This is a genomic window from Dactylosporangium maewongense (genome assembly GCF_039531485.1).
Classification (GTDB): Bacteria; Actinomycetota; Actinomycetes; order Mycobacteriales; family Micromonosporaceae; genus Dactylosporangium; species Dactylosporangium maewongense.
In genome coordinates, this window is sequence record NZ_BAAAQD010000006.1 from 367,085 (window position 1) to 381,855 (window position 14,771).

12 protein-coding genes are annotated in these 14,771 nt (G+C 72.1%); 6 read left to right on the forward strand and 6 right to left on the reverse strand.

The features are described 5' to 3' along the window. Positions 1-32: 32 nt before the first annotated feature. The 3 genes from ABD332_RS18160 to ABD332_RS18170 form a co-directional block, all read right to left on the reverse strand. On the reverse strand, positions 33-1,019 hold the full coding sequence (locus ABD332_RS18160; RefSeq protein ID WP_344503126.1) for a carbohydrate ABC transporter permease: 987 nt from the start codon (positions 1,017-1,019) through the stop codon (positions 33-35). Between the two features lie 87 nt (positions 1,020-1,106). Continuing rightward, entirely contained in the window at positions 1,107-2,420 is a 1,314-nt protein-coding gene (locus ABD332_RS18165; RefSeq protein ID WP_344503127.1) for an ABC transporter substrate-binding protein, read from the reverse strand. A gap of 413 nt (positions 2,421-2,833) precedes the next feature. Beyond that, the gene (locus tag ABD332_RS18170; protein WP_344503128.1) at positions 2,834-3,379 is read right to left on the reverse strand and encodes a plasmid pRiA4b ORF-3 family protein; all 546 of its coding nucleotides are present in this window, start codon (positions 3,377-3,379) and stop codon (positions 2,834-2,836) included. Positions 3,380-3,565: 186 nt separating this feature from the next. Here ABD332_RS18170 and ABD332_RS18175 point away from each other — a divergent pair, with 186 nt between their 5' ends. The 6 genes from ABD332_RS18175 to ABD332_RS18200 all read left to right on the forward strand — a co-directional run bounded on the left by ABD332_RS18175 (position 3,566) and on the right by ABD332_RS18200 (position 11,760). Beyond that, positions 3,566-4,273, forward strand: a complete 708-nt coding sequence (locus ABD332_RS18175) for a pyrimidine reductase family protein (RefSeq protein WP_425552235.1) — start codon at positions 3,566-3,568, stop codon at positions 4,271-4,273. Between the two features lie 200 nt (positions 4,274-4,473). Continuing rightward, the gene (locus ABD332_RS18180) at positions 4,474-6,237 is read left to right on the forward strand and encodes an ATP-binding protein (RefSeq protein WP_344503130.1); all 1,764 of its coding nucleotides are present in this window, start codon (positions 4,474-4,476) and stop codon (positions 6,235-6,237) included. 22 nt (positions 6,238-6,259) lie between these two features. Further along, positions 6,260-7,411 carry a metallophosphoesterase family protein gene (locus ABD332_RS18185; RefSeq protein WP_344503131.1) on the forward strand — a complete coding sequence of 384 codons (1,152 nt, stop codon included), beginning with the start codon at positions 6,260-6,262 and terminating at the stop codon, positions 7,409-7,411. Between the two features lies 1 nt (position 7,412). Next, the gene (locus ABD332_RS18190) at positions 7,413-9,890 is read left to right on the forward strand and encodes an AAA family ATPase (RefSeq protein WP_344503132.1); all 2,478 of its coding nucleotides are present in this window, start codon (positions 7,413-7,415) and stop codon (positions 9,888-9,890) included. Then, positions 9,887-10,828 (forward strand): hypothetical protein, encoded by a 942-nt coding sequence (locus ABD332_RS18195; RefSeq protein WP_344503133.1) that lies wholly within the window; start codon positions 9,887-9,889, stop codon positions 10,826-10,828. Before ABD332_RS18190 ends, ABD332_RS18195 begins: the two co-directional genes overlap by 4 nt. Beyond that, positions 10,825-11,760, forward strand: coding sequence for a DNA-3-methyladenine glycosylase family protein (locus ABD332_RS18200; RefSeq protein WP_425552228.1), 936 nt, complete (start codon positions 10,825-10,827; stop codon positions 11,758-11,760). Before ABD332_RS18195 ends, ABD332_RS18200 begins: the two co-directional genes overlap by 4 nt. 93 nt (positions 11,761-11,853) lie before the next feature. Here ABD332_RS18200 and ABD332_RS18205 read toward each other — a convergent pair whose 3' ends face one another. The 3 genes from ABD332_RS18205 to ABD332_RS18215 are packed head-to-tail and all read right to left on the reverse strand — an operon-like array spanning position 11,854 to position 14,749. Then, on the reverse strand, positions 11,854-12,279 hold the full coding sequence (locus ABD332_RS18205; protein WP_425552236.1) for a GNAT family N-acetyltransferase: 426 nt from the start codon (positions 12,277-12,279) through the stop codon (positions 11,854-11,856). 2 nt (positions 12,280-12,281) lie between these two features. Beyond that, positions 12,282-13,655 (reverse strand): FAD-dependent oxidoreductase, encoded by a 1,374-nt coding sequence (locus ABD332_RS18210; protein WP_344503135.1) that lies wholly within the window; start codon positions 13,653-13,655, stop codon positions 12,282-12,284. Between the two features lie 8 nt (positions 13,656-13,663). Beyond that, the gene (locus ABD332_RS18215; protein ID WP_344503136.1) at positions 13,664-14,749 is read right to left on the reverse strand and encodes a hypothetical protein; all 1,086 of its coding nucleotides are present in this window, start codon (positions 14,747-14,749) and stop codon (positions 13,664-13,666) included. Between the last annotated feature and the right edge of the window lie 22 nt (positions 14,750-14,771).

Sequence of the window (14,771 nt, forward strand, 5' to 3'; positions counted from 1 at the left end):
TGATGAGCGGCCCGAGCCGCTCCGCTGGCCGCTCATGAGGTCTGCCCCTTGACGGATCGGCGCACCAGAGCGAAGTTGATCAGTGCGAAGATCAGAATGATCACGAACAGCAGCCAGGAGATCGCGGCGCCGCGGCCCACGTTGTAGTTGTTCGTGAACGTGGTCTCGTAGATGTACATCGCGACGGTCTGGAACTCGTTGAGCGAGCCACCCTGGATGCGGCCGTAGTTGAACAGCAGCGGCTCGGTGAACAGCTGCATGCCGCCGATCGTCGAGATGATCACGGTGAAGAGGATCGTCGGCTGGATGAGCGGCACGGTGATCCGCCAGAACCGGCGGGCCGCGGACGCGCCGTCCAGCGACGCCGACTCGTACAGCTCCTTCGGGATCGCCTGCATCGCCGCCAGGTAGATGAGGGCGTTGTAGCCGGTCCAGCGCCAGTCGACCATGAACGCGATCGCGGTCCACGACGACCAGCGGTGGTTGCGCCACTCGACGGGGTTCAGGTGCAGGCTCTGCAGCAGCCAGTTCGCCAGGCCGTACCGGTCGGCGAAGATCAGGCCGAAGACGATGCCGACGGCGGCGACCGAGGTGATGTTGGGGATGAGGACACCCATGCGGATCGCGGTGCGGGCCCGCATCTTCTTGTTGAGCCAGCTCGCGATGAGCAGCGCGAAGATGAGCTGCGGCACGGTCGCGACGATGAACAGGCCGAACGTGTTGAAGATGACGATCCAGAAGTGCTCGTCCCAGAGGACCTTGCGGTAGTTCTCGAGCCCGACGAAGCCCGCGTCGCCACCCGTCAGGGTGTTCTTCCGGGTCGACAGGATGGCGGTGTAGACCAGCGGGTACGCGCCGAACACCGCGAACAGGACGAAGAACGGCGCGACGAACAGGTACGGCGACAGTCGCAGGTCGAGCCGCCCGACCCGCACGGAGCGCCGCGACGCTGGTTTCGGTGGCCCGGCGGGGGCGCGCCCGTGGCGAGGCCCGGTGACCTCGCCGACGTTGGTAGCCATGGGGGGTGGATCCCTTCCGATCAACGGGCTATGTGGAGGACGGAGGCGGCGTCAGGTTCGACGCCGCCTCCGCCGTCAACGCATCGGTCAGCCTTCGGCGAGTGCCTTGCTGTCCTTGATGGCCTTGTCCCAGCCCGCCTGGGCGCTCAGCTTGCCCTGCTCGGCGGCCTGCATGGCCGGCTCGAACCCGTTCTCCCACAGCGCCTGGTGCTTCGGGCCGAGGTAGATCGGCTTGAGATCCTTGGCCGCACCGGCGTAGATCTTGCCGACCGGGGCGTTGTTGAAGTACTCGTTCTTCGCCTCGGTGATCTTCGGGTCGTCCAGCGCGGCGATCGACGAGGGCAGCGGGCCCGCCTCGGCGAACGCGTCCAGGCCACCCTGCTTGCCGGTGATGAACTTGATCAGCTCGAAGGCCTGCTTCTTGTGCTTGCTCTGCTCGGGCACCGCGAGGTAGGAGCCGCCCCAGTTGCCACCCTTACCGGGGATGGTCGCGATGTCCCACTTGTTCTTGCCGGCGTCGCCGGCGCGCTCCTTGATGACACCCGTGTACCACGGCGGGCACGGCACGGTCGCGAACGCGGCGTTCTTGAACGCGGCGTCCCAGTCCGCCTGCCAGCGGGCGAGCTTCGCGGTCAGGCCCTTGGCGGCCATGTCCATGCCCAGGTCGTAGGCGTCCTTGACGGCCTTGTTGGTGTCGCCGATGTACTTGTCGCTCTTGTCGTAGAACCAGCTGTCCGCGTTCTGCATGATGTACGGCTGCATGATGCTCGTCGCCGAGTCGGTCCAGGCGGCGCCGGTGTTCTTCGACTTGAAGATCTCGCCCTGCTTGACGTACTCCTGCCAGGTCGGCCACAGCTTGCTGACCGCGTCGCGGTCAACCGGCAGGCCGGCCTTCTGGAAGAGGTCGGTGCGGTAGCACATCGCCAGGGGGCCGACGTCGGTGCCGAGGCCGACGAGCTTCTTGCCGTCCGCGGTGAAGGCGTTCTTCCACTTGAAGGCCAGGTAGTCCTTCTCCAGCGACGCCGCACCCAGGTCCAGCAGGTTGGCGAAGCCCTTGTTGTCCTTCAGGTACTGCAGCAGCATGCCCTCTTCGAGCATGACCACGTCACTCGCGCCGCTGCCGGCGGAGATCCACTGGGCGAGCTTCGGAGCGAAGTCCTTGGTCTGGCCTTCGTTCTTCACGTCGACCTTGATGTTCGGGTTGGCGGCCTCGAAGTCCTTGACCGCCTGGTTGAAGCCGGGCGTGCCGAAGTAGGACAGCGAGATGGTGACCGGGCCCGTGCCGTCGGCGCTGGGCTCGTCGTCCTTCTTCGCACTGCACGCGGTGGTCATACCGAGGGTAAGACCCACGGCGAGCGTGGCCGCGGCGATCGAACGCAGACGGCGTGAGGTGACGCTCATCCTGACCCCTCTCTCAGGTCGTGATGGGTGTGTGGTGGGGGTGTGATGCATCGACGGCGGACCCGGGTGTGAAGTCCGTCGTTCGGGTGTCGCGGGGTATGGCGGGTCGAGCATTTGAGTGGCCCCGTGGCCGCGGGGTGTGTCACCGGCCACAGCCACGGGAGCGCTCCCATGAGACTGGCGCCTCGTCCGCCAGGTGTCAATGGGGCAGTGGGAGCGTTCCCATTTCGTTACCGCGAGATTTCGACGAGCGGTTTTGTCCGCCTTTACCGCGACATGGTCGCTTCCAGCGCGGCGATCTCAGCGACGGAAGTCAATCCGGGCACGCGGACGCGCGCCATCGACAGCTGTCGCCGCACGACAGTTCCATGAAAGCGTCATGGATCGATGTAATCGATCGACGTTCGTCGGGCTTACGTCATGCGGCGCAGGAGCGTGCTCACCCGGGCGGGATCGAAGGACGTCGGGTCGAAGGAGCGGCCGAGCCACTCGCGCATCGGGGCGTGGTCCGGGTGGTCCGGGTCGGCCAGGACGGCGACCAGGTCGCGGTAGCCCTCGGGCCCGCCCACGTCGTCGGGCGGGCAGCCGCGCTCGCCGGCGGTGCACACCGGGTAGGCCGTGTCCGGATCGGCGGGGAACACGTCCTCGACCGTCAGGTCGTGCTCCCACCAGTCGCCGAAGTCGTAGGTGTACCGCAGGCGGGCGTCCTTCTGGGCGACCGCGTCCAGGCGGGTGTCGAGCTCGTCCCGGACGTCGAGCAGGCCGTCGGGGTCGGGCACCCCGTACTGAACGCCGTCGATGTCGAAGACGTGCAGGTGACGGTCGCCCCAGCCCATCGCGAACTGCACGACACGGTGGACACGGTCGAGGGTGAAGCCGCCCGGGATGAGGACCCGTCGCCACACGGTGGGCTCGACGCCGTCGAGCGTGATGCGGAGTTGGATGATCGCGCGCGCCATGGTGCAGTCATTGTTGACCGAGGCGGTATGGCGGCGCACCCTGAAGTGGTGATCTGTCCTGCGTGTCGGGAGAAACGGCACGCCGACTGCCCCGGCGGCAACCGGTGCGACTGCCAGCACCGCGAGCCGGCGCCCACCCCTCCCGTGACGGGTGCGCCGGGGCCCTAAGGTTGGCTGGTGCAGCAGCTGTACCCGCATCCGGGAGACGTCGACCAGGCAACGCTCGTCGACCTGTACGCGCCGCCGCCGGAGCCCTCCGTGCGGGTGAACTTCGTGGCGAGCCTCGACGGCGCGGGGACGCTCGACGGCAAGTCGGCGGGCCTGTCGGGGCCGGAGGACAAGCGGGTCTTCGGGATCCTGCGGATGCGCTGCGACGCGCTGCTCGTCGGCGCCGGCACGGTCCGCGACGAGGGCTACCGCGCGCTGCGCCTGGACGAGCAGCGGCGGCGGTGGCGCCTGGAGCACGGGCTGAGCGAGTACCCGACCCTGGTCATCGTCTCCGGCCGGGCGGACCTCGACCCCGCACAGCCCGCCCTCGCCGACGCGCCGGTCCGGCCGGTCGTCGTCACCCGGCACGGGACGGACACCGCGCACCTCGAGCCGGTGGCGGACGTCATCCGGGCGGGTGACCACCACGTGGACCTGGCCACGGCGATTGGACGCCTCCGCGCGGACGGCCACGCCCAGATCCTCAGCGAGGGCGGGCCGCGACTGTTCGGGTCGCTCACCGCGGCGGGCCTCGTCGACGAGCTGTGCCTGACGGTGTCGCCGTTGCTCGCCGGCCCCGGAGCGGGCAGGATCACCGCCGGACCCCTGGCACCGACCCCCGAGCACCTCACGCTGCGTCACGCCTTGCTGGCCGATGGTCAGCTGCTGCTGCGGTACGGGCGCTGAACCGAATCCACACCGCTGTCCACAGGCCTGTGGACAAGTGTCCCCAACCTGTGGACGCGCGATCGCCTTGCGACTGTTTTGCGGTGGTTTGGCCGTGTGAACGAACGTGAACGCGTCCACAGGTGGGCGTGGTGGCTTCGATCCGCCGGTGGTCTTGGGGCACGATGCACAGGCGAACACATGTACTGGGGGTCGACCGGATGGACGTTACGGACGATACGAAGGACGGGCCGGTCGTCGGCCGGGTCCTCGGCACCGCCGACGCGACCCCGCTCACGTTCTGGGTCGCCGTGAACGACGACGCCTACCTCCAGCTCGACGACGTCGTCGTCACCGAGCGTGAGCTCCCCGGCCAGCCATCGGTGAAGATCGCCGGCGTGGTGACCGCGGTCAGGGCCCGGCACGAGGGCGTCGTGTTCGACTCCGACGTGTTCCTCGTCGCCGACGGCACGCTGCCGGCGACGGTGCAGGAGGCGGCCGAGATCACCACGACCCGCGTCGATCCCGAGGTGTACGTCCCGCCGACCCCCGGCGCCGTCGTCCACCGGGCGCAGGGCGACGCGCGGGCCGGCGCCCTCTACTTCGACCGGATGGACCGCACGATCCCGATGGGCTTCGGCCGGGACGGCGCCGCGATGTACATCAACGCGGACTTCCTCGACGGCAGCCGCGGCGCCCACGTGTCGATCTCCGGCATCTCCGGGGTGGCGACGAAGACGAGCTTCGCCACGTTCCTGCTCTACTCGGTGTTCCGGTCCGGCGTCCTGGGCGGCGCCGGCGAGACCGCCAACACCCGCGCGCTCATCTTCAACGTCAAGGGCGAGGACCTGCTGTTCCTCGACCACCCCAACAGCCGCCTCGACGCGGCGACGGAGGCCAACTACGCGCGGCTCGGGCTGGTCGCCGGCCCGTTCCCCGACGTGCGGGTCTACGCGCCGCCAAGGGCCGGCGACTCCTCCGGCACGCCGGACGTCAGCAGCCGGCTGACCGGGGTCGACAGCTTCTACTGGACGCTGCAGGAGTTCTGCACCGACCGCCTGCTGCCGTACGTGTTCGCCGACGCGGACGACGAGCGCCAGCAGTACACGATGGTGGTCCACTCGGTCACGGCCCACCTGGCGCGCATCGCGCAGCCCGCGGAGGGCGGCGTCGCCGTCGACGGCACCCGCCTCAACTCGTACGCCGACCTCGTCGACTACCTGGTGGAGCAGCTCAACGACGACGCGACCCGCGGGCAGTGGGCGGGCAGCGCGGTCGGGCTCGGCACGGTCAACGCGTTCGCCCGCCGGTTGATCGGCAGCAAGAAGGACCTGTCCCGGCTGATCCGCGGCGACCTCGCCACCCGCCGGCCGCACGCGGTCAACACCGCCGAGAGCGCCCAGGTGACCGTGGTCGACCTGCACAACCTGCCGGACCGGGCGCAGCGCTTCGTGGTCGGCGTGACGCTGCGCAGCGAGTTCGAGCGCAAGGAGAAGGCGGGCACGGCGAAGCCGCTGCTGTTCGTGGTGCTCGACGAGCTCAACAAGTACGCGCCGCGGGAGGGCACCAGCCCGATCAAGGAGGTGCTGCTCGACATCGCCGAGCGCGGGCGGTCCCTGGGCGTCGTGCTGATCGGCGCGCAGCAGACGGCGAGCGAGGTCGAGCGGCGCATCGTGGCCAACTCCGCGATCCGGGTCGTGGGCCGGCTCGACCCCGCGGAGGCGTCCCGGCCGGAGTACGGGTTCCTGCCCCCGGCCCAGCGCCAGCGAGCCCTGCTCGCCAAGCCCGGCACCATGTTCGTGTCGCAGCCGGAGATCCCGGTGCCGTTGTGCATCGAGTTCCCGTTTCCGTCGTGGGCGACCCGGCCCGCGGAGGCGGGCGCCGCGCCGAGCGCGACGCTGCGCTCGATCGCCCAGGCCAACGACTCGTTCGCGGTCGTCGCGCGGGTCGGCGGCGGCATCACCGACGACGAGATCCCCTTCTAGTCACTGCGAAAGGACTGCACCGGTGCGGATCCTGCACACCTCGGACTGGCACGTCGGCAAGGTCCTCAAAGGACAGTCGCGGGCCAACGACCACATCGCGGCCCTCAAGGCACTCGTCGACGTGGCCGAGGCCGAGCAGCCCGACCTGGTGATCGTCGCCGGGGACCTGTACGACTCGGCGAGCCCGCCCGCCGACGCCACGAAGATCGTCACGCGGGGGCTGTCGGCGCTGCGCAAGACGGGCGCGGACGTCGTCGTCATCGGCGGCAACCACGACAACGGCCAGGCCCTCGATGCGCTCCGGCCGTGGGCGGACGCGGCCGGCATCACCATCCGCGGCGCCCTCACGAAGCCCGAGGAGCTGCTGCTTCCGGGGCGGACGCGGGACGGCGAGGAGTGGCGGCTCGCCGCGCTGCCGTTCGTGTCCCAGCGGTACGCGCTGCGGGCGGCGGAGATGTTCGACCTCAGCGCGGCGGAGAGCGCGCAGAGCTACGCGCACCACATCGGCGGCCTGCTCGCCACCCTCGCCAAGGGGTTCGGGCGCGACACCGTCAACCTGATCACCGGGCACCTCACGGTCATCGGCGCGACGATGGGCGGCGGCGAGCGCGAGGCGCACACCATCATGGGCTACGCCGTGCCCGCGTCGGTCTTCCCGTCCTCGGCGCACTACGTCGCGCTCGGCCACCTGCACCGGGCGCAGACCGTCAACGGGCCATGCCCGATCCGCTACTGCGGCAGCCCGCTGCCGATCGACTTCGGCGAGGAGGAGAACTTCTCCGCCGTCGCGGTCGTCGACGTGACCACCAGCACCGCGGCGCGGGTCCGCGAGGTGCCCCTGCCGGTCGCGACCCCGCTGCGGACGGTCCGTGGCACGCTCGCCCAGCTGGCCACCCTGGACACCGGTGAGGCGTGGCTGCGGGTGTACGTGTCGGAGCAGCCCCGGGCGGGCCTCCGCGAGGAGGTCCAGGAGCTGCTGCCGAAGGCCCTGGAGGTGCGCATCGACCCGAAGCTGCTGCCCGACCCGAAGGCCGCCGAGCGGGCCGCGGCGCGCGCCGGCCGGTCCGCGGGCGAGCTGTTCGCCGACTACCTCGGCCAGAAGGGCCACGCGGACGACGCCACGGTCAAGCTGTTCCACCAGCTGCACGACGAAGTCCAGGAGGCGAGGAACTGACATGCGGCCCATTCGCTTGGACCTGGACGGGTTCACCGTCTTCCGGCGGCCGACGACCGTCGACTTCACCGACACGGACTTCTTCGCGCTCGTCGGGCCGACCGGCTCCGGCAAGTCGACGATTCTCGACGCGATCACGTTCGCGCTCTACGGCACCGTCCCCCGCTGGGGCGACCGGCGCGCGATCGCCAACGCGCTCGCCCCGTCGGCGACCGAGGCGAGGGTGCGGTTCGTGTTCGAGTCCGCGGGCGTGCGCTACGTCCTCGCCCGGGTCGTGCGCCGCGACGGCAAGGGCGCGGTCAGCACCAAGCACGCCGGCCTGGAGGCGCTCCCGCACGGCTTCGACCTGTCGCGCTTCGACAGCGGGCTCAGCGCCGAGGACATGGGCACCGTGCTGGCCGGCACGCCCATGGAGGTCGACCTGGCGGTGCAGAGCGTGATCGGCCTGCCCTACGAGCAGTTCACCAAGTGCGTGGTGCTGCCGCAGGGCGAGTTCGCGGCGTTCCTGCACGCCAAGCCGGCCGAGCGGCAGAAGATCCTCGTCAATCTGCTGGGTCTCGACGTGTACGGGCAGATCCGCGAGCGCGCGAACCTGCGCGGCAGCGCCGCCGACGCGAAGCTGAAGGTCCTCGGCGAGCAGCTCAGCGGCATGTCAGACGTGGACGACGCGGCCCTCGCCGCGGCGGTCGCGAGGGCGGAGACGCTCCGGGCGCTCGCCGGCGACGTCGACCGGATCGGGCCGCAGCTGGCCGACGCGGCGAAGCTCGCCGTCGCCGCCGCGGCCACGCTCACCGACCTGGACGCCGACATCGACCGGCTGACCCGGCTGCGGGTGCCGGCCGACGCGGGCACCCTGGCGGCGGGTGCGGCGCAGGCCCGCGCCGCGGTCACGGCCGCCGCCGACGCGGTCCGCACCGTGGAGGAGCGGGAGGAGAAGCTGCGCGGCGAGCTGCAGGGCGCCGGCGACCAGACCGCGCTGCGGCGGCTCCTCGACGCGCACGCCGAGCGCGACCGGCTCGCCGGCGAGGCCGCCACCGTCCACGCGACCGTCGCGGCGGCCGAGCAGGAGCACGGGAAGGCCACCGCCGCGTTGGGGGTGGCTCGTACCAAGGCCGCCGACGCGATGGGAGCGCTGGAGGCGGCCAGGGAGGCCTACCAGACCGCGGTCGCCGTCGACCGGGCCACCGCGCTGCGGCCGCACCTGCGGGTCGGCGACGAGTGCCCGGTGTGCACCCAGACCGTGCGGACGCTGCCGGAGACGCCGCTCGAGCCGGCGGTCGCGGCGGCCAAGGCGGCCGGCGACGCGGCCCGCAAGCGCAGCGACGCCGCCGAGCGGGTCGTCGCCGACCAGGACAAGATCGTGCGCGACCTCGACCGGGGGCTCGCCGCGGCGCGGGCGCACGCCGAGCAGGTCGACGCCCGGATGTCCACACTGGACAGGGCGCTGGACGGCGCGCCGGCGCCCGACGCCCTGCGCCGCGACCTCGACACGATCGCGAAGCTCCACAGTGGACTGGAGAAGGCCGGCGCCGAGGTCCGCAAGGCGCGCGAGGCGCACCGTAGGGCCGCCGGCGCCGCCGACCGAGCCGAGGACCAGCTGCGCGCGGCGTGGAAGGCGTTCGACGCGGCCCGCGACGCGCTCGCCGCGTTCGGCCCGCCGCCCGCGGACCGCGACGACCTCGCCGACGCGTGGGCGGCGCTGACCGGCTGGGCCGGCACCGCCGCCGGCGAGCGGCAGGCCCGCCGCCCCGCGGCCGCCGAGGCGGTCCAGGACGCCGAGGCGCGGGTCACCGCGGTCCGCGACGAGCTGCGGGCGCGCTTCGCCGACGCGGGGCTGCCCGCGCCCGGCGCCGACCCGGCCCGCGAGGCCGCCGTCGCCGTGGAGCGGGCGGAAGCGGCGCACCGGCGGATCGAGGAGCGGCGCGCCGAGGCCGCCCGGCTGACCGCGCAGCGCGACGAGGTCGCGCGGGAGGCGCAGGTCGCGAAGGCCCTCGCCCAGCACCTGCGGGCCGACCGCTTCGAGCGGTGGCTGCTCGCCGAGGCCCTCGACACGCTCGTCGACGGCGCGTCGCGGACGCTGCGGGAGCTGTCCGGCGGGCAGTACGACCTCGGCCACGAGAAGGGCGAGTTCTACGTCGTCGACCACCACGACGCCGGCCTGCGGCGCGCGGTGCGGACGCTGTCCGGCGGTGAGACGTTCCAGGCGTCCCTCGCCCTCGCCCTCGCCCTGTCGGAGCAGCTGGCCGGCCTGTCGACGGCGTCGGCGAGCCTCGAGTCGATCGTCCTCGACGAAGGCTTCGGCACCCTCGACCAGTCCACATTGGACACCGTCGCGGCGACCCTGGAGGCCCTCGCCGCGCGCGGCGACCGGATGGTCGGCGTCGTCACGCACGTCGGCGCGCTCGCCGAGCGCATCCCCGTCAGGTTCGAGGTGCGCAGGGACGCGCGCACCGCCCGGGTGGAACGGGTCGGACTGTGAAGTTTCACGTCGACGCGTGGGACCCGTCCTACGGGGTGGCGTTCGAGGCCGCCGCCGCGGACGGTCCGCAGGCGCAGAGCAGCGCGCAGATCCAGCCCGACGTCGAGCTGCCCGCCCAGGCCTGGCGGGGCGTCGACGCGCCCGCCGGGCTGCGGCCGCCCGGCACCGTCCTCGTCGTCGACGGCGTCCAGCGCATCGACGCGCGGGTCTGGGCCACCGACGACGACGGCGTCACGTACCCAGGCGTCGCCGCCTCCTACGCGGCCGGCGTCGTGCGCTGCGACCTCGACCGGGGCGCCGCCGCGATCGCCACGACCCGCATCGAGCGCGGCCTGTTCACCCCGTTCGAGCTGGCCCCGCCCCTGGTCACCGGCGCCGTCCGCTACCCGGCGATCCGGGTCTCCCGGGGCGAGCCGAAGGACCTGGCGCTGGGCGTACAGCGGCACATGCGGGCACTGGAGGTCGGCGTGTCCGGCGAGGAGCGCGACGACGGCGACCTGCTCATCGTCGACGGCCCGCTGCAGGAGCGCGCGCACCTGCCCCGCGCCCTGGGCTACATCAAGACCCACCGCGTCGAGTACCTGCCGGCGGAGCTGACCGCCGTCGTCACCGGGCTGCGCGGCGGCCAGCGCTCCCCCGTGTTCCTCCTCGGCACCTCGTGGCACCGGTTCGCCTGGTACCTGCGGCTGCCGGGACCGGAAGGGTCGCCGTGGGCGGGCATCGTGCGGGCCGAGTGCTCCGCCGACCTGCTCCCCGCCGACGCGATCGCCCTCGCACACCTGTCGGCGGTCACCCTCCCCCGCTTCGCCTCCAGCGCCTACAAGGACCCGCGGGCCCCGCAGAACCTCATCCCGATCGCGGGCCTGGAGCGTAAGCTGCGCGCCATGCTCGGCGACGCCCGCCTCCTGCACCGCGCCCTCGCCAAGGCCGCCCGGTGAGGACGTTCGACTGCCCGCCCCGCTACGACCTGGCGGGGACGCTGCGCGGCCTGTGCCTCATCAACGGCGACCCGACGCTGTCCGTCGGCGCGCGGGAGGGCTGGTTCGCCACCCGTACACCCGACGGCCCGGGCACACTCCAGCTGACGCTCACGGGAACCTCGCCGGTCGCTGGTTCCTCGCCGGCCGCTGGTTCCTCGCTGGTCGCGACCGCCTACGGCCCGGGCGCCGACTGGCTCCTCGACCGTGCCGACGCCGTGGCCGGGCTCCGGGACGACCTCACCGGCTTCCTCGACCTCGCCCGTCAGCACCCGCTCCTGTACCGCCTCGCCCGCGAGCACTCGGGCCTGCGCATCGGCGCGACCGGCCGGGTCTTCCACCACCTGGTCCCGGCCGTCCTCGGCCAGAAGGTCACCGGCAAGGAGGCCCGCGACGGCTACGTGCGCCTCCTGCGCCACTTCAGCACCGACCCCGCCCCCGGCCCCCATCCCCGGCTCCGCCTGCCCCCTCCACCCGAGGCGATCGCCGCCGCGCCCTACTGGGTGTTCCACCCCTTCGGCATCGAACAGAAACGCGCCGACGCCCTGCGCCGCGTCGCCGCCGAAGCATCCCGCCTGGAGCGCTGCACCACCGCCGCCGACGCCGTCGCGCGGCTGCTCACCATCCGCGGCATCGGCCCCTGGACCGCCGCCGAGGTCACCCGCGCCGCCTACGGCGACCCCGACGCCGTCTCCGTCGGCGACTACCACATCAAGAACGTCGTGGCCTACGCCCTGACCGGCGCGGCCCGCGGCACCGACGAGCACATGCTGGAGCTGCTCGCCCCGTACGCCGGCCACCGCGGCCGCGTCTGCGGCCTGCTGGCCGCCGCGGGCATCACCGCCCCCAAGTTCGGCCCCCGCATGCCCCTACGCAGCTTCGCCCGCTTCTGACCTCGCTGTGTGCCCCTCCCATGATCCGGAAGAGTTCGTGTCGCCAGAGCAGCACAAACTCTTCCGGATCATGAGGATCGGCCGGCAGCTCGGTCAGGTTCGGCGCATGGTGATGTGTTCGATGCCGTCCTCGAGGTAGGGGGTGCCTGTGGCGACGAAGCCGAACCGTTCGTACACGCGGACGGCCGTCGTCTGGGCGTCCAGGACCGCGGGGCGGGGGCCGATCAGGGCGACCGCCTCGGCGAGAAGGCGGGCGGCGAGGCCCTGGCCCCGGTGGGTGGCGGCGGTGACCACGCGGCCGATGCGGGCGGTGCCGTCCGTGTCGGTGAGGACGCGCAGGCAGGCGGTGACGGCGCCGGCGGGGTCGCTGAGCCAGATGTGGACGGTGGCGGGTTCGGTGTCGCGGCCGTCCAGCTCGGGGTAGGGGGACGCCTGCTCGACGACGAAGACGTCGCTGCGGAGGCGGAGGATGGCGTACAGGGTGAAGACGTCCAACGAGGCGAAGGGCGCGCTGTGGATGATCACGGCCTGAGCCTAGCCAGCTGCTCGGCGGTCTTGCGGGCGGCGATGAGGACGGGGTCCCAGACCGGGGCGAAGGGCGGGGCGTAGGAGAGGTCCAGGCCGGTCATCTCCTCGACGGTCATGCCGTGCCAGAGGGCGACGGCGAGGGCGTCGATGCGCTTCGCGGCGCCTTCCTGGCCGACGATCTGGGCGCCCAGGAGGCGGCCGGTGGTGCGTTCGGCGATCAGCTTCGTGGTGATGGGGAGGGCCCCGGGGAAGTAGCCGGCGCGGGTGGTCGACTCGGTGACGGCGGAGAACACCTCGAAGCCCGCACCCAAAGCCTCGGCGGTGGTGAGGCCGGTGCGGGCGACCTCGTGCGAGCAGATCTTCGACACGGCGGTGCCGACGACGCCGGGGAAGGTGGCGTAGCCGCCGCCGATGTTGATGCCCGCGGCGCGGCCCTGCTTGTTGGCGTGGGTGCCGAGGGCGATCGCGGTGGGGCGCTGCGAGATCAGGTGGTGCACCTCGACGCAGTCGCCGGCGGCCCAGACGCCCTCCGCAGACGTGCGCTGGCGGCGGTCGACGACGATGCCGCCGGACGCGCCGACCGCGATGCCCGCGTCGGCCGCGAGGGCGCTGTTGGGTTTCGTACCGAGGCCGAGAATGACGACGTCGGCCGACAGCGTCCCGGCGTCGGTGCGGACCGCGGTGACCCGGCCGGCGTCCGACGAGAAGCCCGAGAGGCGGCACGACAGCCGCAGGTCGACGCCGAGGTCGCGCAGCGCGTTCGCGACGAGGCCGGCCATGTCGGGGTCGAGGGTGCGCATGGGCTGGTCGGCGGCGTCGATGAGGGTGACCTCCAGACCGCGGCGGATCATCGCCTCCGCCATCTCGAGGCCGATGTACCCGGCACCGACGACCACCGCGCGCTTCGGCGCACGGTCCTCCAGGAACGACAGCAGCCGGATGCCGTCCTCCAGCGTCTGTACGCCGTGGATCCCGTCGGCGTCGGCGCCCGGGACGTCGGGGCGGGCCGGCACGCCGCCGGTGGCGATGACGAGCTGGTCGAAGGGTTCGTCGTAGGTGCGCTCCCCGGACCGGACGGTCACGGAGCGGGAGGGCAGCGAGATCCCCACGACCTCGCAGCCGAGGCGCAGGTCGATGTCGAGCTTGCGGAACTCCTCGGGCGTACGAGCGACCAGGTCGTCCGGGGTGGAGACGTCGCCGGCCACCAGGTACGGGATGCCGCACGCCGAATAGGAGACGTGCTGCCCCTTCTCGAACGCCACGATCCGCAGGTCGGCGGCGGGTCGGCGGCGGCGGGCCTGCGAGGCGGCGCTCATCCCTGCGGCGTCGCAGCCGATGACGACCAGACGTTCCAGTGAAGCGGTCACCAGATCATTTAATCGTGTTTGTCCGGCGCGGGGATCGGCGCGCCGGTGTCGTCCCAGACGTTTCCGGAATTGGCGCTCAGCGTGGTCTGCGTACTGATGAGAATGGGGCAGACGTATCTGGTGTTGCGGCCGAAGCGGTTGTTCACCACGGCGATGCCGGTCATCGGGGTGGGGCCGCCGCCGCGGTGGGCGAAGTTGAGCACGCAGGAGCCGCCGTCGAGCCAGTTGTTCTCGACGCGCACGTCACCGCTGGCGCCGCCCTCCTGCGTGATCTGGAAGGCGGCGTTGGCTTCGGCGCCCGGGTAGAGCACGTTGTGCCGCAACGTGATGCGGCGCTTGCCGCGGGTGTCGACGGCGTCGTTGACGGTCGCGCCCGGGGCGCCGGTGCTGAAGAACGTCAGGTCGTGGATCCAGGAGTCCTGGATGACGACGTCGTTGCCGGCCTTCACGCCGTCGACGGTGCCGTGGATGTTGACCCGGGTCAGGGTCGTGGCGGTGGCCCACACGCCGTCGAGGCACGCGTTGGGGTTGGCCGGGGCGATCTCGACGTCCTCGATGACCGCGCTGCCGACGACCTCGATCACGGCGGCCGAGCAGCGCGCCGCCCCGCCCCGCACGATCGAGTTGCGGATCGTCACGTTCTTCCCGGTGATGCGGACGTACCCGCGGATGTCGGCGTTCGAGACCACGGCGTTGTCGACGGACAGCGTCTGGTCGCCCGTGAGCACGGTCAGCGCCGTGCCGGCGATCACGCCGGTGTTGCCGGCGGCGGGCTTCCCACCGCCCCGCGACACGACCCTCGGCACGGCGGACGGCGACGCGCCGGCCGACACCGACGGTGACGGGGACCGGGACGCCGAGGGCGACGTCGAGGCACCGGAGCCGGGCAGCCCCGCCCGCTCCGCGGAGCGGCGCTCCTCGGGGGTCAGGCCGTCCACTGATGCCCGGCGATCGGGCTGCGTCAACGGATACACCATGATCGCCGTCAGTGTCACCGTCACGACGCCGGCGACCGCGACGCCGATCGGCCCCCAGTGAAAGCGGCGCCAGTCCACGCGTCGCCCAGTCGCCGGAAGATCACTCTCGGTGGTCACTGACCCTTTCTAGTGGTACCAG